Raw genomic sequence first — 22,587 nt, forward strand, 5'->3', positions numbered from 1 at the left:
CACCAAATTGCTCAATTCAATGAAACGTCATCATGGTAACGGCCCATCACCCTGGCGCCGTCTGATCAATATGTTGCACCCTGAAAGAGTGCACATCAACTATATCTTTCTATACGCCTTGCTGACCGGTCTTATCAGTCTCAGCATACCACTGGGTATCACGGCCGTTTTCAACCTGTTGATGAATGGGGCGCTATACAGCTCTACTTATATCCTGATCGCAGTTGTCATTATTGGTGTGGTGCTGGCCGGTATCATAATGATCTGCCAGTTGACGCTGGTAGAGGCCATCGAACAAAAGATCTTCACCAAAGCAGCGATCGAGTTTGCATATAGACTGCCGCGCATCAAACAGCAGGAACTGGAAGGTACACACCCTCCTGAGCTCGTAAACAGGTTCTTCGATATCCTGACAATACAGAAAGGGCTCACCAAACTGCTGGTAGATATCGTCGCCTATGGAGTCACTGTCGTATTCAGTGTGGTACTACTCGCGTTTTATCACCCGATATTTATTGTGATGGGCGCTTTGACCATACTCATCATCGCCGGTATTGTACTACTGTATTTTCGCAGGGGAGTGGATACCAGTATTGAAGAATCGGCACATAAATACGATCTGGTCGCCTACCTCGAAAAGGTAGCGGGCAATCTGGGGCACTATAAGCAAGAAGAAAGCCGGCAAAAAGTGATACTCGATACAGATAAGATCAATGCACATTATTTGCAGGCACGCAATAGCCACTTCCGCATATTGCGTAGATTTTTTGCCAGCGCCGTAGTGATGAGAACCCTGCTGATGGGTGGCCTGCTGTTACTAGGATCCTGGTTTGTAGTAGAGCGGCAAATGACCCTGGGGCAATTCGTCGCAGCAGAAGTTATTATCGTGCAGATCGGCTATGCGATCGAAAAATTGCTCACCAATCTTAACACGGTTTTTGACATGGTTACCGGCAGCGAAAAGCTCGCGGCTGTAACCGACCTCGAAATTGAAGAAATAAAAAACAGTCATGCCGCACACTAAGCATATGCCTGAACAGGCTTATTTCGATAATCTTACCCCAAGCACCAACAAGGCATTATTGATGCCGCGCAGGTCAAAGTACCTCGGAAGGATCTTGTTGGTTGCACTGGGCTTATTTATAATTATGTTGTTTTTACCCTGGCGACAAACGATCCCTGGCCGTGGGCTGGTGACAGCCCTAAGGCCCGAAGACCGTAGCCAGACTGTACAGAACCAGATAGGTGGACGTATAGAGTATTGGGCAGTAATGGATGGTCAGGAAGTTGAACAGGGCGATACGATCCTCGTTTTGTCGGAAACTAGCCAATCTTACTTCGATCCGGAATTACCCGCGCGACTGGCCGAGCAACTGAATTCGGCCAAGGGCACTGAAGAGGCGGCTGACCAACGCATGGATGCTACCCGCACCCAGATGAGTGCCCTTACCAACCGCTTACAATTACAATTGTCGGCCGCTGAAAATAAAGTGATACAAAGAACCAATGTGGTGGCCATCGACAGCGCTGACCTGCAGGCAATCGAGAAGTTTTATGAAACAAGTCGTGCACGACTGGTGCGTTATGAAGAAGGGTTTAAAAACGGGTTGTTTTCTCTAACGGATATAGAAACCCGTAGGCTGAAACTGCAGGAAGATTATGCCAAGGTCATCAGCGCGCAGAATAAACTCAGCAATTCCCGGCAGGACCTGATCAACGCTACGATTGATCTCGATCATATCCGGGCCAGCTACCAGGAGTCACTGGCCAAGGCCCAATCTGATCTGAGTTCTGCCTTTTCTAGCAAGGTATCAGCACAGGGCAATATTGCTAAACTACGCAATGAGATCTCCAACGTCACCATCCGTCGGGGTTTGTACGTAGTACGTGCTCCGCAAAGTGGGTTTGTTGTAAAAACCCTCAAGGCCGGGGTAGGAGAGAATATCAAAGAAGGGGAGTCTATCGCTACCCTGCAACCGCGACAGCCGCAGGTTGCCGTAGAGATCTATGTCGATGCCATGGATGTTCCCCTGATCCAGGATAGCAGCGATGTGCGCCTGCAATTTGAAGGCTGGCCCTCCGTACAGTTTTCAGGCTGGCCAGCGGTGGCCGTAGGCACATTCGCCGGCAGAGTGGCCGTGATAGACCGGGTCAGCAGCGCCAATGGAAAATACCGTCTGCTGGTGCGGCAAACGAACCCTACGCCCGAAGGGGATGAGGTTTGGCCCGATCGTTTACGGCAAGGGTCGGGTGTATTCGGCAGGGTGATACTTCGCCCCGTTCCCTTGTGGTACGAGATATGGCGGCAGTTGAACGGCTTTCCACCAAGCCTGGAAAAAGAACCCAATGCTGGCAAGCAAACTTCGCCCAATTAATCACAGGATGGCTACCATCATCCATGAACGCTTTTGCTGTATCAGGCAATAAGCGCCACAAACCGTATTGTTAACTCATGACGCGTATTATTATCATCTATATACTTGTATTGGGTTGTTTTCACCTGGCACAAGCGCAGCCGGTGACGGGGCTTACCTGGCAACAGCTCCCTGCTTATGTTGTCCATAAAGAAAAAACACCCGATACGGCCGATATCTTCTCATTGGCGCAGTTCCAGCAACTGGTATTGAAGAACCACCCGATCGTTCGTCAGGCTGCGCTATTGACCGAGGAGGCCAGGGCTGGTGTACTGCAATCGCTGGGGAAATTTGATCCCCTATTACAGAGTTCCTTCGATAGAAAAGAATTCGGCAACCGCGACTATTACTCCAATTGGACGAATCAACTCAAAGTGCCGCTTTGGTTCGCCGGAGCCGATCTGAAAATTGGGTACGATCGTGTGGTGGGTGACAACGTAAATCCGCAGTACATCACACCCGATGAGGGATTGAGTGGAGTAGGTATTTCCATTCCACTCGGTCAGGGGTTGATCATCGACGCCCGCCGGAATGTATTAAGGCAAAGCAGACTGATGACCCGGTACGCAGAGGCAGAGCGGGTAAAACAGATCCTCTCCGTATGGTATACAGCCGTTAGCGATTATTGGAGCTGGTACCAGACCTACAGCGAATATGAACTATTGAAAGATGGCGTTGAACTGGCGTCCACCCGCTTCGTGGCTTTGCGCGGACAAACGCTCATAGGCGATAAGCCACCTATCGACACTGTAGAAGCCAGGATCACTGTGCAGGAGCGGGAGATAGAACTGGCCCGGTTGAGCATTGAACTAAGCAATCGTCGGCTCTTGTTGAGTAATCATTTGTGGGATAGTACAGGATCACCGGTGGAATTGCCAGGGGCTGCCATTCCCGAACAACCCAATGAAAAGCTGCTGCAGCCAGACCGCGTGGCCATCGATACACTTGTTCGGCATGCCGCGAGTAAACATCCCGAGCTATTAAAAATACGTACAAAGGCAGCTACGTTGGATGTGGAGCGCTCCTACCGACGCGAGTTATTGAAACCACGGATCGATATCAGCGGTACGCTGATAACAGCCCGTAACCGCTTCGGCATTTTCGACCCAAAGTATTACGATATTGGCTGGCGCAATTATAAAGTGGGAGTCGATGTGGCATTTCCCCTATTCCTGCGTGCCGAACGCGGCAAGCTTCGCTCGGTGATCATCAAACAGGATCAATTGCAGCTCGACCTGGTACAAACCGACCGGGAGATCAGGAACAGCATCCTTACTTCCTACAACAAGCTGGAAGCTTATAAAAATCAATTGGTGATACAGGTGTCCAGCATCGCGCAGCAGCAACAACTACTGGATGCAGAGCAGCAGAAATTTAAACTGGGCGAAAGCACCCTGTTCCTGATCAACAGCCGCGAGACCAAGCTCATCGATATGAAAGTCAAGCGTGCCAAGATGATTGCTGGCTATCAGCAATCACTGGCCGAACTGTATTATAAAGCGGGAACGCGGGAAAACTTTTGATGGCCATTCTCCTTAAAGTCGATAGCCAACTGTGATGAACAGGTTGCGGTTCTTGTATTCGTAACGGGGTTGAGGCGACTCGGGCGCGTTACCATAACTTTCTCCAATATCAGGCAATCCCAAATCATAGCCTGCGGAGAGTACAATGCGTTGGTAAGTGGCACCCAGGCCTCCGGTAACACCGTAGTCGAGTCTTTGCAGGCTATAGCCACCTCTTCTTCTGCGTTCCTGTTTGAACGTGCTCGCTGTAAACTTCTCGTCGCCTCTTACGGTCACTGGACGGGTCGTTTCTCGTTGCGTATCATTGCCGGCGATACCGTAAGCCACATAAGGACCAGCATTCAAAATGAGTTTTGTCTGGCTGCTTAGCGGAATTTGATAGGCCACTTTCAAAGGTACCTGCAGGTACACCTGGTTCGTCGTGATGGCATAGTAGGTGGTGGGGGCATTCGTACCACCGATCCACATTTCTCCTCCTCGGTGTTTCACTCCTTTGGTGGTCACGGAAAGACCTGACTGTAGCGAAAAAGAAGTGCTCAAATGATAATCAGCCCTGACGCCCACCTGAAAACCTGGCTTCGATTCTTTTTTACCGAGTAAATAGTCTGTATGCAGTGAAGCGTTGGAGAGGTTAAAGCCCGCTTGTGCTGTCCAGGAAAACAGCTTTTTTTGTTGGGCTGAAACCGAGAGCGCGAGGCAGAGTACGGCGATGGTCAGTAATGGCTTCATGTTAGCTAGGGTGTTATTGGTACGATATTATCGCCTTGACACCGTATGCTTCCCGTCCGTTGTATGAAACGGTAATTACTGTATAAACGGCAACCTGTATGGATAAAGGTCGCTGCTTACTTTTCTTGTGCCTTCCTCTCTATCTATACATTAAAGATGTTGCGCAATCGTCGCCGGATTGATCGCATGATGGGAAGTGGTGTACACTACTTTCTTATCCTTCAGCACAATGATCTGTGGCGATTGGTGGGTTACTTTCAATTCTTGGGCGATGAGGTTCGAGATCGGACGGAAGGTCAGCAGGTCGAGGTAGTGAAAGCTGGCCTTGTCCTTGATGAGGTCGTAACCAGTCTGTAATCGCTCTTTGGCATATGCGCTGATGCCACAAGTAAGACTGTCTTTGAAGATGATCTGGGGCTTTTCCGATGAGTTTTCCAACAGGGTATAAAAATCCGCTTGATTGGTCACAGTATTCCATTCATTCATGGGCGCAAATTTACAGCTTTTTCCTGTATCCTGGAAGTGGGGTAGCTACCTAGGTATTGCTGTAATGTGTTGAAAATCAGTTTGGTTAGGTTATGCAAAAGTTAAAGTTCACCGACCGCCACCCAGCTGTGGAAAGCCCTGGTAGATTATCGTTTCGAATGCACTTCCCGCAGGTACTTCATCACCTGCTGTTCTACGGCCAGGGGATAGTCAAACGCCAATCGATCGGCCAGGGAAGTACCGACCTCATGCACCAGTGTTCCATACGCAAAAAGGGCCTGCCAGTTGGCTTCGATATCGCTGCCAGAAAAGGTAGCTTCCACCTTTTGCCATAGGTCAGCAGGTAGGTATTTTTTGAATAGCCGGCCATGCTTGTTGGTGGTGATGTGCCAATGATGCTCCATAGCGATATACCATTCCAGCAAAGGCACCAGGTAGTCGGTCCGCATCATGTTTTCCGACATAAATTTGGCATAGAAAATTTCATCCCGTGTCAGGCATTTGGCTACATACGTAGTATCCCACCAGAAATCGTTCAGCACCTGCCTGAATTTTTGCTCGGTTGGTGGCTTGATAACGACAGATTGATAGGTGGGAGGCTGCATGGCGGTGGTTAGTTGATCTTTATCCAGCAGTACCCGGTAGCCGATATCCCAATCTTCAGGAAGCTCGCTGTTCGCTACTTCCTGCAAGAACTGCTCACGTTGGTACAGTTTAAAATCTATCTTTACATGGTCGTCGTACAGGACCATTTTCATGGCATGCTTACCATCAAAAGCCGCTTCGCTTTCTTCCACCATTGATATAGGGCTGCCAAACAGGGTAATCCAGCTATTGTTATCCTGGTAAACATGCATATTGTCGAAAATCAATTCGATATCGAGGTCACTGAAATCATCTACCGGTGCCGTTGGATTGGCCAGCGAGCTGGTTAGCAATACAACCCTGACATCCTCATTGGTTGTTGCCCATTCAAGTACCTGGGCTAGTTTTCTTGATCTGCTTTCCATCGGGTTGGCAAGTTTTTATGCAAAGAACATAAAAATACGGAAAGCCCGGTTAGCGTCATTTGCGAATAGCGCTGCCAGTTTGTATATTTATCACATGAACCCCGATTTTAACCACCTACAATGGGTGTTGCAACGCAACCTGACCAATACAAATGACCTGCACCAATTGCAGCAGGCCTGTGAGGCGATTGGCGTGCAGCATACAGATATCGATATCATCCCCTTTAGCGGTCAGTTACCTGCCTTCGCGCGCAAACCGCTGAACCTGTTTTACGGATCTACGACGTTGGGTGAGTTGGTCTTGGCAGATGCTTCCGTGCACCAGGGGTTCTTTTTCGATCCGGTCACCTTTTCGATGGAAAATTACTTTGCCCATTGGGGTGCTCAGATGCTGAACCATGGGGCGCAGGTGACCACATTTAGTACGTTGATGACGCAGGAACATCCACACGATCAACTGTTTTTCATACGGCCCGACGATGATAGCAAATCATTTTCAGGTGAGGTCCACAGTTTTGAAGAGATCGGCCAATGGTTCAATAGGTTACAAGCCATCGAAAATACCAACCTGACGAAGGATAGCAAGATCATCGTGTCGCAGCCCTACCACCTGCGGTATGAATGGCGCCTCTGGATCGTCAACAAGCAAGTAGTGGCCGCTTCTCAATACCGCCAGGACTTTCACCTGAAAAAGGAGCGGGGTTGTCCAGCTGAGGTAATTGCCTTTGCGGAGCAACGTTGTCTTGAATACACACCGCATGAATTTTTTGTAATGGATATCTGTGCCACCGGGGACAGCCTGTATATCGTAGAATGTGGCTGCCTCAATAGTGCCGGTTTTTATGCCGCCGACATAAACCAGATCGTCAGCTCAGTGACCAACTTTGTCGCTCAAGAACTGGCAGGCACCACATGATCCCTGCCAGCGCCAAGTCTATTGATAAATGATCAGCGCATCCATTTTGCGGTTGGTCTTCTCTACCGTCAGCCCCAGCTTTTGCAAGGCGGCTTTCACTTCCTCCTCGTTACGCAATACGTTGGTGGTTTCAATATCATACCGACCCGTCAACCCCGTCTCGTCGATGACTGGCAATTGCAACTCATTGGCCACATAATCTGCAAAAGGTTTCAAGGGTATGCCCGCTCCCTGAAAGCCCCTGCCACTAAAGCTATAGGTATTCGTTGTATCAAGCGATTCCTTCCAGGCTGGTGCATCCGGCAACCGGCGCAGTACATAGACCGGCATCTCCCGTTGCTCCAGTTTGGTCTTGATGGGCGATAAGCGGGCCAGCAGATCCAGCATGATGATCTTTAGACTGTCTTTTTGCTCCGGCTTAACCAACACATCAAAGCAAACATTCAGACTCGCCCTTTGCTGCCAGTCGCAAACCTCTTTCCGGGGCACTTCATAGATCACCTGCTGGTAAGAGAGGTCATACAGGTTTTGATAGATGGCCGGCACACACTGGTTGATGAAGGTCAACCGGCGTCCGTAAAAAGGACCGCCTTTATAACTTTTCGACATCGCAGGCAAGTCCTTGCGGTAGCTGCCCCAGGTCACCTGCATCCCCATCGCGGTATCTACGGCATTGGTCTCATCCTCCGCATTCTTTTGCACACCGGTCTCCGCCGAAGATCGGATCGTTTTCCGGCGTACCAGTTTATCAATCATCGCCTGGTTGATAGAGTCCGTCCTCACCAGGGCAATGATGCGGCGCTGATCATCAAGAATAGCAGACTGCCCTACATACGAAAACGCAAACTGTAGATACAGGTTCGAGGTGGTATCGGAAGCCAGCCACAAGGAAGACGGTTTTCGTTGCAGGTATCGTTGCAGCCGGTCCACCGGCTCGTTCGAAATGGCGATCACCTGCATGTGAGTGGCATTCTTAGCCTGTAGTTTGGCCAGACTGTCCATTTCTGGCAGGCAGGGGCTGCACCAGGTGCCCCAAAAGTTGAGGATCAGGAACTTGCTTTTGCTATTGTGAACATCCAGTGTTTTTACGGGTGCATTGAGGAGCGGCCGGATCACGACCTGCGGAAAAAGATCTCCTACCTTCAACAGGGGCTGGGCGGTTACAAAGGTTGTTGCCAGCATCAACAGGCTGATCAGGGTGTAGCGCATAACATTAATTTTACGCAAAACTCTACATCCGCCGCCGCAAACAGGGTTATCGGGATTGTTAGTCTTTGTTATTTTATGTTAACGGAAATTGAATCCTCACCGCCACGTCCCTACATTTGGTATATATGAAAAAGAACACCCGTGTAATTTTTATCGTATGTGTTGCTGCGGTGGCCATGGTGTTGGCACTGCAGTCCGGGTGGCTCGTCAATTATTACCAGGTCAACAAAGAAAGGTTTGAGAAAGATGCGAACCTGGCTTTTGAAGATGCGATCAAAACAGAATTTAAGCAACGCAATGATACCATCGAGGCATTGATCTATCAGTACGTGAAGGACACCAACAAAGTGATCATTACCAGTAAGTGGCGGCCAGGCGATAGTACCCATGTCTACACGGTGGCAGATAAGACGGAAAAAGGCGACCGGTTTTCTTTTTCGCTCAAGGACCTCAATGCCCCGATTCTCACGCAGACCGATTCAGTCCGGGAAAAAGTCGCCCGCCGTTTTACCCGCACCTACCGGGAAGAAGACCTGGAGCGGCACATCCTTTTTTTCAGAACTCAGGCCATTGGCCACTATATAGGCAACAAAGCCAAACAATTCAGTTTCGATACAGCCCGCCTGCGTCCTATCTATCAAACCCTGTTGCAGGAAAGAGGCATTCAAGAGCCATTCACCCTGATGATGGCCGACGAAGACAGCACGCTCAACAGGACCCGTTTTCCCGATAGCCTGCAGCGCCGCTATCCGGTGATCACAAAATCCTTTCCCACCTACAGGGCCGAAAACAACATCAATTTTGTGCGTGCCATGTTCCAGCCGCCAGTGGGCTACCTCCTGGGTAAAATGACGGGTATGGTCATCGCCTCCGTCGTGCTGCTCGCCGTCGTAGTACTGGCATTGTGGTACCTGCTGCGCATTATCCGTCGGGAGAAAAAACTGTCGACCATTAAGAACGATTTCATCAGCAATATATCGCACGAATTAAAAACACCCATTGCTACCATTACCGCCGCAGTAGATGCCATGGAGGGCTTTGGTGCCCTGCAAAGTCCCGAAAAGACAAAACGTTACCTCAACATTTCCCGGGAGGAATTGAATCGGCTCACGGAGATGGTGAACAAGATCCTGAACATCTCCATCTACGAACGGCAGGATTTTGAGTTGAACACCGAAGAAGTCAATGTCGATGAAATGATCGAAGCGCTGACGGGTAAGTATACGCTGGCCGGGGGAAAAGCGATCACCTTTCAATACGAAAACCGGGCAGGTACTGCATGGGTGAAGGCTGATAAACTACACCTGTACAATGTCGTCAGCAACCTGGTCGATAATGCTGTCAAGTATTCGACTGAGAAAGTTGCCATCGACATCGCTTATTACCGCGAAGGAGGCTACAACATCATCACCGTAAAAGATGATGGTATTGGCATCGATGCCGGTGACCTGCCCCATGTATTTGATAAGTTTTATCGCGTACCTTCCGGTAATATTCACAAAGTGAAAGGGTACGGCCTGGGCCTCAATTATGTGAAGCACATCATCGAGCGGCATGGCGGCTGGTGTATGGCCGAAAGCAAACCCGGTAAAGGCAGTACTTTCAAAATAGTCTGGCAGGCATGAGTAACAAGCGCACCATATTGTTTGTCGAAGACGAACTCAATCTCGCAGAGATCGTTCGCGAAAGCCTCGAAAGCAGGGGCTTTGCCGTGACACACTGTGCTACGGCATCGGCCGGACTGGAAGCCTATTACGCACAAAGACCCGAGATCATCTTGCTCGATGTCATGCTGCCCGATGCCGACGGTTTTGCTTGGGCACGCCAGGTACGGGCCACCGATATGGAAACCCCCATTCTGTTCCTGACCGCCAAATCACTTCCACAGGATGTAGTGACCGGCTTTGAAAGCGGTGGCAACGACTACCTCAAAAAGCCGTTCAGCATGGAAGAGTTGGTAGTACGCATCAAAGCCCTGATCAGTAAAAACAGAACCGTCATCACGCCCGATGCGGATACCACAACACCAGTCGGTATCGGTCAGCAATATGTATTCCTGTACCACCAGGCCCTACTGCAGCACCACGGACAAACCATTTCCCTCACCGCCCGTGAAGCAGAACTGCTCAAACTCTTTCTGCTCAACCGCAACCAGGTCATGGATAGAAAATCCATCCTGCTGCATATCTGGGGCAACGACGACTTTTTTACCGGTCGCAGCCTCGATGTATTCATCACCCGCCTGCGCAAATACCTCAGCCAGGACCCCGCCGTCAAGATCATGAACATTCGTGGCGTAGGGTATAAGCTTGTCAGCTGAAGTTAACGGGTAAGCCCACGCCTTTTCTGATGGCCGCTTCCACCGGCGTAAAGGAGCCGGATGCTCGGAAAGGATCGTATTGGCCATGAATGGCCAGTGGTGGCTGTGCCATGAATTTAGGCTGCATTCCCTGGTGCGCTTGCGCCGCATGCACCAGGAAAGGGTGACATAGATATACATCACCGGCCATGCCGGTAGCGTGTACAACAGGTAGTTCAGAAGTACCAGTAAGCCGTTGGGCCAGTTCCATAAACGACAGTCCCGTTTCTCCATAGGGCGCCAGCAGCTGCGCCACAGCCAGGTGCGAACCAACCCGTATACGCGTAGGTGCATCGTTGTCTCCTACCTCCGAAAAAAGAAACAACATCAGCAATGCACGACCCCGTGAAAACACGTTCGACCGCCAGGTGAAATAGTTGGCCGCATCCTCTCCCGGAAAGCTAACGTCTACATGCCATCCATCATCGCCCGGTGCTTCAGTAGAAGGAAACCGGATGGGAAAACTACCCAGGCTATTGCGGGGTATCCAAAGCCCCTTACCAGCCAGTTCATCAAAAGCCTGATGCAAGGGTGGGGTATTGGCGGCTGCAACAAAGGGCGGCAAACTCAACTCGCCGATCCTGACAACGGGTTGTGTCCACGTGCTGCGATCGTTGGGATCCAATCCCGTCGCCTTCCACAGGATCGTGCGGGCCGCTGCAGCCGTCTCCGTAGAAAACGCCTGTGGCAAATGAATAAAACCTTTTTCTATGAATTGTTGTAATTGTTGGGCATTGAATAATGACATGGTATGCAGTTGAAAAAATGAGGTAATAGATCCGCACAGAAGCGGATAGAATCTAAAGAAGATGTGAAAGCAGATGATTAGCCCAATGTAACTGCGTACCTCATAGAAGCCAAAGGTAAGAAATACGTAACTTGTAACAAAACCACCCACTGACCATGTACGAGAAGAAGATCCCGGAGAATTATGAATGTGGTATCAGCGTTGCCCTCAAGGTACTGGGGGGTAAGTGGAATCCCCTTATTATTGAATATATACACCTTGGTAAGCGCCGTCCCAGCGAACTGCACCGGGCCGTCGATCAGGCCAATCCCCGGGTCATCAACATGGCCCTGCGCGAATTGGAAGACTATGGCATGCTCACCAAAAAGATCTATCCTGGCCTGCCGTTAAAAGTTGAATATTACCTCACCCCGCTGGGCGAAAGCGTTATTCCCATCATTGAGGCCATGGAAGCCTGGGGCCATCAGCACCGCGAGCAGATCGTACCCGATTACAGCATGCCCGATCAGGTCATATGCAACGGTGCAGTGAAGTATAGTAAAGAGGGGGAAGAGAAGTTGTCCCAAGCGGAGTGATCAATCTACAATCTTATAGTGAAACAGTAAAGCTTCCTCCTTTGAGCGCCCACCTCGATCGTACAGGAGCGTCAGCTCCGTGTCGAAAGGAGGATCAGTAATCTCAAGGTCCCAATTTGCTGGTACAGCAGGAAATTGCTTCTTAAGGGCCTTATTAAAAATAATCCAGCCAGGCATTTCTTCGTGCAGGGTTAAGCCTTTTCCCAGGTCGGTAAAAATATCTATTGAAATAACATCGTAGGTCCTCGCATCTTCCTTGCGTCCAAAAACAGCCGTTATATTTTGCCACTCAAAATAAGTGCGGATCTTACCTTGGCAAAAGAAAAAGCCAGTGTCTGTGTATTCAAACAGGCCAGGGTCTTTCGAGTCACGCCGATACTGCTCTTCAAATATTTTCTCCAACAGAGGAGATCCTCCGGATACAAAAAGGTTTCCCGGATACAGCAACCTTACCAGCACCGCAAGGCCGCCGCCACCAAAAAAGACCAGTCCCCCCCAGTACATAAAAGCAGAAGAGGTCGGACCAACAAAAAGGATCAAGGCCACAAATCCGGAGGCTATAAGTACGGCGCGCCATTGCCTGGCCTTGTTTTCCCAAATGACTCTTTTACCTTGGTAACGCATAGTGGAGTGGAATTAACCCCACTAATATACATCACGGTTGTTTCACCAGTTCCCAGTTCTTTTCACCGCCTGTTGATTTTGTGCTGCCCCATTTGCCGCTGATGCGGTCCGCTCCCGAAAGCGTGCCCCGGAAAGGAATTGACTCACCATGCGTGAGTTGACAGTTGCCGGTAATCTCATAACCACTGACTGTATATTGACCGCTCCCCAGCACATTCCCCCTCACATCCAGCCACTGCATGCTGCCATCTTTATTGAAACGCATCACATAGCTGCCAGTCCGGGAAGCATTGTCCCAACTGCCTGCCCAGCTACCGGTAATATTCACGGACGTGGTGGTAGCATTCTTCCGAATATTCATGTTGACCGGTGCATTGGCCGGGTTCACGTTCGTTGGTACAACAGGCGTGGTGTTCGCTCTTGCTGCAGGCGGAGGCGCCACAGGGGTGGAAGAAGGAGCCACCGCATCCGGCTTGAACTCGATCTTGAACAGCATGGAGTAAATTCCTTTGTTGGCCGTGTTGCCCAGCGTTACATCGTTGAACAATACCGGCACTACACCGACCCCATACCCGAAATCTTTGTTGACCAGCAGCGCAGCCATCCGGGTATTGATTGCCAGCACCACAGAGCTGAATTCATGCCCCGCCGTCATTCCAATGGGTCTGCTGACTGGCTGACCCACAAATGGTTTGAATATAGGTGCATACTTCGTATCAAGGTCGAGATGACGGCCCGCAATAAGAAAACCATAATGATCGGGATTGTAACTAATATTGGTGTAATAGTTGACGATCTTTTGCTGAAAGAAAACACTTTTGCCTTCCTGTTCGGAAACGCGGCCAAATTCGCCGGATGGATAATTGCCCTGCTCGATGTCAAACTCCCACACCGATGGCATCACAAAAGCTACCTCATCGGCAGCCATCTTTTTATCCACCAGGATGATTTGGCGATTGGCTGTCTGCGTATACACATCGCCCGATTTAAACCCGCCCAGTACACCTGCAGTTCCTGCTTTTTCGCGTTGCCAGCCACATTTACCTTTCAGTGATCTTTCCACTTCACCATATACCTGGCAGCCTCCGTTGATGTTGAGTGTCGGTGCTACATAATTCGGTTTGGTCACAGCTGCATAGCTCATCACAAATACCTCATCGCCTACACCGTCCATGCCCAGCGGATTGTCGGTAGTAGGTTGCTGGCAATGGATGCCATAAAATAGAATTCTTAGCTGTCCCGATTGTGCAATCGTAGACTGCGCAACAAGAAAGAGGAGAGGGGCGAGTAGCTTTTTCATGCAACAAATAAACGATGCCCACTGCCCGACAGCAATCCTGCCAATACAGGATATTGTGGCCGCATGTCATCCCCCTAAAGCGGTAGGCGTGCAGGATCGATGCCATCAATTCCCCCACACCGTGATCACCAGGCGACGGTTGCCACCGTAGTTCCGGTGTTCACACAGGTAGATGCCCTGCCAGGTACCGAGCGCCAACCGGCCATTGGCGATCGGGATCAATACCGAACTACCCAATAATGCAGCTTTCAGGTGCGCCGGCATATCATCCGGACCTTCATCCGTATGTACATAGTCGGGATCATTTTCAGGAACCGCTTTATTGAACCAGGTCTCAAAATCCTTCCTCACCGTGGGGTCGGCATTTTCATTGATCGTCAGCGACGCAGAGGTATGTTGGATAAATACCTGGCACATACCCGCCTGTATCTCGCTGATTTGAGGCATCGCACGCAGGATCTCGGTGGTGATTAGGTGAAATCCCCTCGTTTTCTCCCGTAAGGCCAACCCTTGCTGATAGATCTTCATACTGCAAAATACGAACTAATGCAGGGCAACCACTCGGCAAAACAGTATGTCCACGAAATGTCATGACATTTAAAAAACGATAGGCCCGAAATTTGGAAAAGGCCTTTCGGCGATAGTAAGTTTGTAAGGCAGTCACAAGCATCGCAAGGTTACCGCTCCCTACTCGCTTCCGTACCGCTCCCATGGCGCTCCCATGGAAGTGTAATGAAAATAGCACAACTTTTCTAAATCAATCACTTACACCAAAAGCGAAAGGGCGCCTCGTGTACAACGATGGACAAAGCACACTGCACGATCAACAGTACAAAGAATCAACGAACACACCGCATATGATAAACACTTGCAGACAAACAGCCGCATGGCTCACCGCCATCACCTTGTTGGTTTCCTGCTCGCAAGCGCCCAAGGCGCCGTCGGCCGCGGCCATCGCTGCGCTGGAGCTCAGGCAGGGCAAGCTCATCACCTGCGGTCCGGAGCAGGCTGCCCTGGGCAAACTGTCTTTCAAGGCTACCGTCAGTGATCAACAGGCGCCCTTGTTTGCCACCGGTGTCAAGTTGCTGCACTCCTTCGAGTACGAAGAGGCCGAGAAGGTGTTTGCTGCTTTGATCGATGCTGAACCCAGTTGCTATATGGCTTACTGGGGTGTAGCCATGAGTAATTTTCATCCGTTATGGGCGCCGCCCTTACCAGGCGAGTTGAAGAAGGGAGCGGCTGCCATAGCCATTGCCCGTGGGCTCAAGGCGCCTACACCCCGTGAAGGAGCCTACCTCGAGGCGATCGCTGCTTTTTACGACGATTACCAGCAAACCGAACACCGTACCCGTACGGCACGTTTCGAGCTGGCGATGGACAAAATACAGGCAGCCTTTCCGGAGGATATCGAAGCAAAAGTATTGTATGCGTTGGCGCTTGATGCAGCAGCAGATCCTGCCGATAGAACCTATGCCAAACAAAAGAAAGCAGGTGTAATCCTGAACTTGCTCTATGCACAATATCCCCAGCACCCCGGCGTAGTCCATTACCTCATACATACCTACGATGTACCGGGTATGGCACAGCACGCACTGGTCGCTGCCCGCAACTATGCAACAATAGCAGCATCCTCCGCACACGCCTTGCACATGCCATCGCATATATTTACCCGCTTGGGCATGTGGAACGATTGCGTACAATCCAACCTGCAGTCGGTGGAGTCGGCGCGTTGTTATGCAGAGCAGGCCGGTATCAAAGGACATTGGGATGAAGAGATGCATGGGATCGATTACCTCATCTATGCTTACCTGCAACAAGGTGATAACAAGGCAGCAAAACGACAGCTGGCCTACCTCGCCACCATCAAAGAAGTGCATCCGGCCAACTTCAAAGTGGCTTATGCTTTTGCAGCTATTCCAGCCCGCTATGTATTGGAGAATAAAGACTGGGCCGCAGCAGCGATCCTCGAACCGCCAACGGCCAATTTTGCCTGGGCCGATTACCCCTGGCCAAATGCCACCGTGCATTTTGCCCGCGCCCTGGGCGCGGCGCATACTGGTCAATTGAAACAGGCAGAAGCCGAACTGATGATATTGAAAAGACTGCATGATACCTTGTCGGCACAAAAAGATAAATACAAGGCCGGCCAAGTAGCGGTGCAATGGTATATTGCCCGCAGCTGGTGGTTAAAAGGCCGCCAGTTGAATGACAGTGCAATTCAAGCCATGCAGACGGCAGCCAATATGGAAGATGCAACAGAAAAGCATCCGGTAACACCCGCAGAAGTATCACCGGCGCGGGAACAATTGGGTGACCTGCTCCTCGCGTTGCACCAACCTGCCGCAGCGTTGACAGCCTATGAAACCAGCCTGCGAAGAAATCCCAACCGGTTCAATAGCCTATACGGCGCAGCGACTGCTGCCCGCCTGCAAGGCGATAACCGGCTTGCCCAACAATACTACCAGCAATTGTTATTATTGAATAAACAGCAACCAGCACAACGACCCGAACTGGTAGAAGCCAGCCGGTATGTACAGCCCGCCCTGGCACTACGCCACCACTGATCGCATCATTACCTGTAGGAAGATCTGATCTTACCCGATACAGGTATGGAAAAGGGAATATCTGCGCGAAACTTGCGTAGAGTTACTTTGCTGAATGGTTTCCATACCAGCTACCTTCGTTCGCGAAGCAAGTCTCCTGCAGTACACTACGAAACAATTACTCCTTCCCTGAGCGCTGGTATTTTTTCATCTAAAAAACTATTTCTAACATGCAACCAACGGCAAGTAGCGGTGGCGTGAATGCTACCCCCAACAACAGTCAGCTCGCAGTATTGCTTTCCTGGGTATCCTATCTCACCAATCCCGTTACCGAGATCAGCGAGTACATTGACAATTGGGAGATCGTCTGGAACGGACAGGAAACGGAAGACGGCAACTATGCGTTTGTTGCCAGGCAAACCAATGGAAACTTCTATGCCCTGGGTGTTCGGGGTTCGCTGCCCGTCAACCAGGTGTTTCAGAACTGGTACACCTTTGCCAACTGGGTTATCGAAGACATGGATGTGGTGACCACCGTGGCCTGGCCTTATGCCACCACCGCCAACCCGCGCATCGCCAACGGCACTAATACGGCATTCACCAACCTGATCGACATGCAGGATACCCTGGGTTCGGGGCTCAGCGTTACCCAATACCTCATCAACAATGTATTCAATGCCGATATCCCCTTGCTGATCACTGGTCACAGTCTTGGCGGCAATATGGCCAACGTATATGCCTCCTACTTCGTTAGCCAGATCGCCAACCCTACTTACGCACAAAACAACCTGTCACTGTATACCTTTGCAGCTCCTGCCGCCGGCAACAGTGATTATGCCACCGACCTCGATGCCAAATTGCCCAATGCCTGGCACTACCACAACGACAACGATATCGTACCCGCCTATCCCGTATTCAGCCTGGTCGGGTTAGTCAGTTTGTTATACATTCCCACGCCGGCAGCCTCGCAGATCACGACCGTCATAGAGGGCGTTACCGTTAGCCTGCGCGAAGCGTTCCTCACGCAGGCCGGCGCTTTCCTGTACATCGGGTATACCCAGCAAGCCAACAACTACATCATCTTCTCCAATCCGCTGGACCCCACTTACAACCAAAACACGGTAGAAGATTTCTTTCAGCAGGCAGCTGCACAACATTCCCTGCTCAACTATGTCAAGTACCTGGGTGTCAACAACCTGGCACCCACTGCCGCTGCCACGCTTTAATTCAGGTCGGCTCAGTATAGAAAGAGGGCGTCTCTGGCAGGGGATGCCCTCCTGTTTTTGGGATTCGTCTGGCTATGGAAACAGGCTTTTCAGCACCGCTTTACCACAATCCGGTGGTGGAGGGCTTTGAACTACGCAAGGCAAATTGTTGCTTTGCAGTGTCCATTAGCCCCAGGGGCATTCAGAAAAACCACCAGCCCAACCATCGCATTCACTGCACCACCCAGTGCCAAGATCCATCATCCTGTAAGTCACAGCGTTCGCTTCAGTATTTAATTTTTTAACAGTAATCCCTGGTCACCCGGGTAGCCATTTACCTGTTTGCGGGAAAGGACTGCTCATGACCGTACCATCAACCTGTATGAAAGTAAACCGACCAGCCGGATGGCTTTTATTGACCCTTACCCCCTTACTGATGTCTGTACGCTCGCAGCAACCTACAGCCGTCGACTCAAGCGAAGAGCAGGTAGCGACACCTGCCGCGCCCGCTTCGATGATCGCCCATCAGCGTTGGCTGGCAGACCCTGTAAAAGTATTGTTACAACAAGTAGGAGAGATCAACCTAAAGTGCGGTCCGCGTGCCGGTGGAGGCTTGTACGGAAACAGCAACATTGGCTTGCCGATGAGCCAGGTCGTGAAAGAATAACTCTCTTTTGTAGATATTAAGATTCTTTTGCAGAAATTTGGAACATGTCCCTCACTGCAAAACAACCGCGTATAGCTATCGCCACCGGCGAAGACTACGCCCTACCCGGTAAAGATTGCTGGAAAGATGATCGCGATCTGCGAAAGGCCCTGCTATCGATCATGGGCCAGGAAGAAGGCGTCGATATCATCAATTGGCGCGACGAAAACCAGCCCTGGGAGCGCTACGATGCCATATTCGTCAGCAGTACCTGGGATATTCCTCATCACCCGCAGGCATTCTTTCAATGGGTCGATCGTTGCACCACCAATCGGCAACGACTCATCAACGACAGTCAGCTCATACTCGACAACGTCATCAAATCCTGCTACCTGCAGTTCCTGATGGATCGTTTTCAGCACGAGCCCCTGCCCAACTGTTCCATCATTCCTTGTGCCTTCTTCGGTGAAAAAGCAGATCCTATTTATAACGTCAGGGCAGTAAATGGCAAGACCCTCGATCAGCTGATCGATGATCTTACCATCGTAAACCCATTATGGCAAGCAAAAGGTATTGTCATCAAACCCGTCATCTCTGCCGATGCACTCAGTACCTATCTCTACAACACCAGCGGCAGCGAATTTCCCAACATCGCCAATCCTGCTCTGCTGCTGGATCAACCCGCTGCCCAACAAACCTTCGATAGGCTTACCCGGCAACCGCAGCTGCGCGGTATTATTCTGCAGCCCTACATCGACGGTGTAGAGCAGGGCGAATACTCCCTGGTATTTTTCAACGATACCTTCAGCCATGCCATCCGCAAACCAGGTGGATTTGTACAAAACAGTTCGAAGGACCGTGTACCGGTTACAGATCCTGCTGAATTAACAGACATGATCGCCTTCGGCAAAAAGGCACTGGAACACATGGCCGATCGCTACGGTAGCCATGCACTCACCCGCACCCGCATCGATCTCTTCAAAGACGGGGATCATTACTACCTGTGCGAATTGGAATGCACAGAGCCCAATACAAACCTGCAGCGCTTTGATGAACCAGCGCAGCAGGAAATATTGAAGCGCTATGCACTGGCCATCTACGACCAGGCTTTGGTATTAATGCAACAAGGCCAATGGTTGAGCAAACCTGCTGTATAAAAAGATGCGTTATCCTCTTTAGACCGCTACTGATTCCAGGCCGGCTTCCAGGGCCGTTTCCATCTTACCGGGCATGCCGGCGCCTTCCACACGGTATGTTGTAATATCGGTAATACCCATAAAGCCGAAGATGAAACGTAAATAAGGTTCGCTGAAGTCGAAAGGCTTCATCGGTCCGTCGGAGTACACACCATTGGAGGCAATGGCCAGGTACACCTTTTTTCCGGTCAGCAAACCTTCGGGTTTGCCAGTTGCGTAACTAAAGGTTTTACCGGCCCGCACAATATGGTCGATCCAGGCTTTGAGGGCCGAGGGCATATTGAAATTGTACAGGGCTACACCGATCACGATGATGTCGGCGTCCATCACCTGCTGTACCGCGGTTTCCGAACTAATTAACACTTTCTTTTGTTCTGGAGTTTGTTCATGTTCCGGCAGTCGGTAGGCCACAGGGTGTACCTCGTTGAGGTGGATATAGTTGGAAGCGACGGTATCGTTGACAGTAACCTCGCTACCAGGGTATTGAGCGAGCAGCAGATCCACGATGCGGTTGCCCAGCTGAATACTGTGCGACTCGGGGCCACGGGGGCTGGAGGTGACGTGCAAAATATGTTTCATGATTGTACAGAAAAGTAGTTTACAAAATGATTTGGGTGCGTCTGTGAATCCTGCGCAGGAATCATGATGCAAGCTATGTACATTTGTCGGTCTGGCACATAGACTAACCTGTAGGTTAGTGGTAACCAAAAGTATACTTACTTCAATATCAGTGTTATGGAAACAGTACAACACCCTCCTCATCTTACCAGTCAATGCATGTCCGTATTGCACAATGTAGATGATGCCCTGTATGTCATTGGTGGAAAATGGAAATTGAGGATCATTGTGGCCCTCGCCGATGGTCCACTTCGCTTCAATGAATTGCAGCGCACCATCACCGGCATATCGCCACGCGTGCTCTCCAATGAGCTGAAAGACCTCGAACAAAATGGATTTGTCAATCGTACGGTAGACAATACAACGACACCCGCTTCCGTCGTGTATGAAAGAACGAAGTATTCAGAAACATTGCGTGATGTAATAGGGGCGCTCGCTACCTGGGGCGCCACCCACCGAAAGAAACTAATGCAGCGATAGCGACAGCAAAATCAGCAGAAAGTCTGTTATCTGGCCCGGAATGGTCGACAGGTCAGCTGCCAGCGCTTCGTAAAAAAACTGCACCCGCCTTGATTGCTCAGGCGGTTGTCTCAACGGAACTTTATTTGTTTAGAAGGTCCTCGATAGGGGCCTTTATTTTTTCTTGAGCTCTATCCATACGGGCGCATGGTCGCTCGTTTTCTCCCAACCCCTTACTTCCTTGTCGACACCCGCCGACTTCAATCGGGGCGCTATCTCCGGACTCAACAGGAAGTGATCGATGCGCAAGCCGGCATTACGACCAAAGGCATCGCGGAAATAATCCCAGAAGGTATAGATGGTCTCGTCAGGATGCAGCGTACGCAAAGCATCTGTCCATCCCTGTGCCGCCAGCTTCGCAAACGCAGCCCTGGTTTCCGGGCGGAACAACGCATCCTCTACCCAGCGCTCCGGTTTGTATACGTCGAGCTCAGTGGGCATCACGTTGTAATCGCCAGTCAAGATCACTGGCTTCTTTTGTGCCAGCAATGATTGGGCATGCACCTGCAGTCGCTCAAACCATTTGAGCTTGTAGTCAAACTTGGGCCCCGGTGCGGGATTGCCATTGGGCAGATAAAGACAGCCAATCGTGATGCCGTCGATGATCGCTTCGATATAGCGGCTGTGCTCATCTTCGGGATCGCCCGGCAACGCACGGATCACCTCTTGCGGGGGCTCATGGCGCGACAGGATCGCTACACCATTCCAGCTCTTTTGTCCATGCCAGATGGCATGATAACCCGCGTTGCGGATCGCTTCTTCCGGGAACTTTTCCTGCGGCGCCTTCAATTCCTGCAGGCAGGCAACATCGGGTTGCGAGCTTTCGAGCCAGCGAAGCAATACGGGCAGGCGGCCGTTAACGCCATTGACATTATAGGTGGTAATCTTCATGGAATGCATTTAAGGATGATAGCGTGCGGTGCACAAGCTGATAAAGCTAGTTACTTTCGGGGGATGTACAAAAGCAACAGCTATAAAACAGCAAACAGGTATCAGGTACAACGAAAGAGCCAACCTGCCTGGTTGGCTCCTATAGTGTGTGAAGGGTGTGAGATCTGTTTAGTTGAAGGCTGATTTGAACCTCGCAATTGGCGCCATACGGGCTTTATTGAGCACCAGTTCATCGGCATTGATGGTAAAGTTGTCAGCCGTTTCCAGCATCTTCAGAAAGTCTCGCTCGATCTCCATATTGCGACAGGCCATCCTGGTCGAGATCATCTTCGAGAAATGGATCTTATTGAGCGGGCCCGTTTCAAACCGCCCCGAGAAATTGTTACAGCTGGTATTGCCACTCACGCGGTCTTCCTTATCATCGAACGTGATGAACGCTTCTTTTACATGGCTCGAATCCATCGCGATCGGTTTGCCATTCAGCTCTACCAGCTTCCAGCGTCGGCCAAGGATCGCATAGTTCGCCTTGCTCAATACATAATTAGGGGCCAGGTTGCCGGTGATCTTCGCACCGCTCATATCGAGCTGCGTTAACGTGTTCTCACCTACCGCATATTTGGCGGGCTGTCCACTAGCATCGAGGGTGATCGTTTGGCCATCGGCGTCCCAGGTAAATTTGCCTTTTTCTTCCTGCTCGGGCGCCGGCCGGTCCATATACTTGCTCTTCCGCACATAGGTAAGATCGCGGTTGAGGTAAATGGTCGTTTTGATGCCCGGGCAATCGGCGCAGGGCAATATGCCCCGGTAAATGCCATCCCAATCGAGGGAGTTGTTACTGGTATGCGCCGTAGCTGCGGCTGGTGTCGCGCTGTCGGGGCTGGTAATAGTAGCACTGTCGGTAGGTGGCTGGTTGGTTCCGGAGCCGTTATCGGCGCCGCCGCAATGGGCAAAAGCAATAGTGGTCAGCGCGAACAGCACTGTGGGCATGATCTTGTTCATGGTGCGATGGTTGGAACTGTTCCGCATACAAATCTTATGCCCGGTGATGCAGCGTATGGTTAGCCGCCTACCTGGGT

23 protein-coding genes are annotated in these 22,587 nt (G+C 50.7%); 12 read left to right on the forward strand and 11 right to left on the reverse strand.

All coding sequences use genetic code 11. From position 1 onward, the window contains the following. Positions 1-19: 19 nt before the first annotated feature. The 3 genes from P2W70_RS08655 to P2W70_RS08665 all read left to right on the forward strand — a co-directional run bounded on the left by P2W70_RS08655 (position 20) and on the right by P2W70_RS08665 (position 3,937). On the forward strand, positions 20-1,024 hold the full coding sequence (locus P2W70_RS08655; protein WP_276481042.1) for an ABC transporter transmembrane domain-containing protein: 1,005 nt from the start codon (positions 20-22) through the stop codon (positions 1,022-1,024). 124 nt (positions 1,025-1,148) lie between these two features. Beyond that, positions 1,149-2,375, forward strand: coding sequence for an HlyD family secretion protein (locus P2W70_RS08660; RefSeq protein WP_276481043.1), 1,227 nt, complete (start codon positions 1,149-1,151; stop codon positions 2,373-2,375). A 77-nt stretch (positions 2,376-2,452) separates the two neighbouring features. Beyond that, entirely contained in the window at positions 2,453-3,937 is a 1,485-nt protein-coding gene (locus tag P2W70_RS08665; protein WP_276481044.1) for a TolC family protein, read from the forward strand. 12 nt (positions 3,938-3,949) lie between these two features. Here P2W70_RS08665 and P2W70_RS08670 read toward each other — a convergent pair whose 3' ends face one another. The 3 genes from P2W70_RS08670 to P2W70_RS08680 all read right to left on the reverse strand — a co-directional run bounded on the left by P2W70_RS08670 (position 3,950) and on the right by P2W70_RS08680 (position 6,162). Continuing rightward, positions 3,950-4,666 carry a porin family protein gene (locus P2W70_RS08670; RefSeq protein WP_276481045.1) on the reverse strand — a complete coding sequence of 239 codons (717 nt, stop codon included), beginning with the start codon at positions 4,664-4,666 and terminating at the stop codon, positions 3,950-3,952. A gap of 150 nt (positions 4,667-4,816) precedes the next feature. Beyond that, positions 4,817-5,152: a bacillithiol system redox-active protein YtxJ gene (ytxJ, locus tag P2W70_RS08675; RefSeq protein ID WP_276481046.1), complete on the reverse strand. Its 336-nt coding sequence runs from the start codon at positions 5,150-5,152 to the stop codon at positions 4,817-4,819. A gap of 146 nt (positions 5,153-5,298) precedes the next feature. Further along, entirely contained in the window at positions 5,299-6,162 is an 864-nt protein-coding gene (locus P2W70_RS08680) for an AadS family aminoglycoside 6-adenylyltransferase (RefSeq protein ID WP_276481047.1), read from the reverse strand. Positions 6,163-6,256: 94 nt separating this feature from the next. On the opposite strand from P2W70_RS08680, the gene P2W70_RS08685 reads away from it, so the two are divergent. Further along, on the forward strand, positions 6,257-7,078 hold the full coding sequence (locus P2W70_RS08685) for an ATP-grasp domain-containing protein (RefSeq protein WP_276481048.1): 822 nt from the start codon (positions 6,257-6,259) through the stop codon (positions 7,076-7,078). 18 nt (positions 7,079-7,096) lie between these two features. Here the strand turns inward: P2W70_RS08685 and P2W70_RS08690 are convergent, their stop codons facing one another. Further along, the gene (locus P2W70_RS08690; RefSeq protein WP_276481049.1) at positions 7,097-8,287 is read right to left on the reverse strand and encodes a DUF3738 domain-containing protein; all 1,191 of its coding nucleotides are present in this window, start codon (positions 8,285-8,287) and stop codon (positions 7,097-7,099) included. A 125-nt stretch (positions 8,288-8,412) separates the two neighbouring features. Between P2W70_RS08690 and P2W70_RS08695 the strand changes: the two genes are divergently transcribed. Further along, positions 8,413-9,912 (forward strand): sensor histidine kinase, encoded by a 1,500-nt coding sequence (locus tag P2W70_RS08695; protein ID WP_276481050.1) that lies wholly within the window; start codon positions 8,413-8,415, stop codon positions 9,910-9,912. Continuing rightward, positions 9,909-10,607, forward strand: a complete 699-nt coding sequence (locus P2W70_RS08700; protein ID WP_276481051.1) for a response regulator transcription factor — start codon at positions 9,909-9,911, stop codon at positions 10,605-10,607. Before P2W70_RS08695 ends, P2W70_RS08700 begins: the two co-directional genes overlap by 4 nt. Here the strand turns inward: P2W70_RS08700 and P2W70_RS08705 are convergent. Continuing rightward, positions 10,600-11,394: a phytanoyl-CoA dioxygenase family protein gene (locus P2W70_RS08705; protein WP_276481052.1), complete on the reverse strand. Its 795-nt coding sequence runs from the start codon at positions 11,392-11,394 to the stop codon at positions 10,600-10,602. The two genes, P2W70_RS08700 and P2W70_RS08705, sit on opposite strands and share 8 nt — an antisense overlap. A 155-nt stretch (positions 11,395-11,549) precedes the next feature. Here P2W70_RS08705 and P2W70_RS08710 point away from each other — a divergent pair, with 155 nt between their 5' ends. After that, the gene (locus tag P2W70_RS08710; RefSeq protein WP_276481053.1) at positions 11,550-11,969 is read left to right on the forward strand and encodes a winged helix-turn-helix transcriptional regulator; all 420 of its coding nucleotides are present in this window, start codon (positions 11,550-11,552) and stop codon (positions 11,967-11,969) included. On the opposite strand, the gene P2W70_RS08715 is transcribed toward P2W70_RS08710, so the two are convergent. The 3 genes from P2W70_RS08715 to P2W70_RS08725 all read right to left on the reverse strand — a co-directional run bounded on the left by P2W70_RS08715 (position 11,970) and on the right by P2W70_RS08725 (position 14,421). Further along, positions 11,970-12,593, reverse strand: a complete 624-nt coding sequence (locus tag P2W70_RS08715) for a hypothetical protein (RefSeq protein ID WP_276481054.1) — start codon at positions 12,591-12,593, stop codon at positions 11,970-11,972. It lies immediately after the preceding gene. Positions 12,594-12,624: 31 nt separating this feature from the next. Further along, positions 12,625-13,893: a hypothetical protein gene (locus tag P2W70_RS08720; protein ID WP_276481055.1), complete on the reverse strand. Its 1,269-nt coding sequence runs from the start codon at positions 13,891-13,893 to the stop codon at positions 12,625-12,627. A 105-nt stretch (positions 13,894-13,998) separates the two neighbouring features. Beyond that, positions 13,999-14,421: a secondary thiamine-phosphate synthase enzyme YjbQ gene (locus P2W70_RS08725; RefSeq protein ID WP_276481056.1), complete on the reverse strand. Its 423-nt coding sequence runs from the start codon at positions 14,419-14,421 to the stop codon at positions 13,999-14,001. 329 nt (positions 14,422-14,750) lie between these two features. Here P2W70_RS08725 and P2W70_RS08730 point away from each other — a divergent pair, with 329 nt between their 5' ends. From P2W70_RS08730 to P2W70_RS08745, 4 genes are all read left to right on the forward strand, one after another. Next, on the forward strand, positions 14,751-16,457 hold the full coding sequence (locus P2W70_RS08730) for a hypothetical protein (protein WP_276481057.1): 1,707 nt from the start codon (positions 14,751-14,753) through the stop codon (positions 16,455-16,457). A 209-nt stretch (positions 16,458-16,666) separates the two neighbouring features. Next, on the forward strand, positions 16,667-17,662 hold the full coding sequence (locus P2W70_RS08735) for a lipase family protein (RefSeq protein WP_276481058.1): 996 nt from the start codon (positions 16,667-16,669) through the stop codon (positions 17,660-17,662). A gap of 361 nt (positions 17,663-18,023) precedes the next feature. Then, the gene (locus P2W70_RS08740) at positions 18,024-18,308 is read left to right on the forward strand and encodes a hypothetical protein (RefSeq protein ID WP_276481059.1); all 285 of its coding nucleotides are present in this window, start codon (positions 18,024-18,026) and stop codon (positions 18,306-18,308) included. Positions 18,309-18,352: 44 nt separating this feature from the next. Continuing rightward, positions 18,353-19,444 carry an ATP-grasp domain-containing protein gene (locus P2W70_RS08745; RefSeq protein WP_276481060.1) on the forward strand — a complete coding sequence of 364 codons (1,092 nt, stop codon included), beginning with the start codon at positions 18,353-18,355 and terminating at the stop codon, positions 19,442-19,444. An 18-nt stretch (positions 19,445-19,462) separates the two neighbouring features. Here the strand turns inward: P2W70_RS08745 and P2W70_RS08750 are convergent, their stop codons facing one another. Continuing rightward, the gene (locus tag P2W70_RS08750; protein ID WP_276481061.1) at positions 19,463-20,062 is read right to left on the reverse strand and encodes an FMN-dependent NADH-azoreductase; all 600 of its coding nucleotides are present in this window, start codon (positions 20,060-20,062) and stop codon (positions 19,463-19,465) included. A gap of 156 nt (positions 20,063-20,218) precedes the next feature. Here P2W70_RS08750 and P2W70_RS08755 point away from each other — a divergent pair, with 156 nt between their 5' ends. After that, a complete protein-coding gene (locus P2W70_RS08755) occupies positions 20,219-20,581 on the forward strand; it encodes a winged helix-turn-helix transcriptional regulator (RefSeq protein WP_276481062.1) in 363 nt (120 codons plus the stop codon). Positions 20,582-20,734: 153 nt separating this feature from the next. Here P2W70_RS08755 and xth read toward each other — a convergent pair whose 3' ends face one another. Together xth and P2W70_RS08765 are read right to left on the reverse strand one after the other, a co-directional pair. Further along, a complete protein-coding gene (gene xth, locus P2W70_RS08760; protein ID WP_276481063.1) occupies positions 20,735-21,511 on the reverse strand; it encodes an exodeoxyribonuclease III in 777 nt (258 codons plus the stop codon). Positions 21,512-21,679: 168 nt separating this feature from the next. Beyond that, positions 21,680-22,510, reverse strand: coding sequence for a copper resistance protein NlpE N-terminal domain-containing protein (locus P2W70_RS08765; RefSeq protein WP_276481064.1), 831 nt, complete (start codon positions 22,508-22,510; stop codon positions 21,680-21,682). Positions 22,511-22,587: the final 77 nt, after the last annotated feature.

The organism is Paraflavitalea pollutisoli (genome assembly GCF_029360705.1).
Lineage (GTDB): Bacteria > Bacteroidota > Bacteroidia > Chitinophagales > Chitinophagaceae > Paraflavitalea > Paraflavitalea pollutisoli.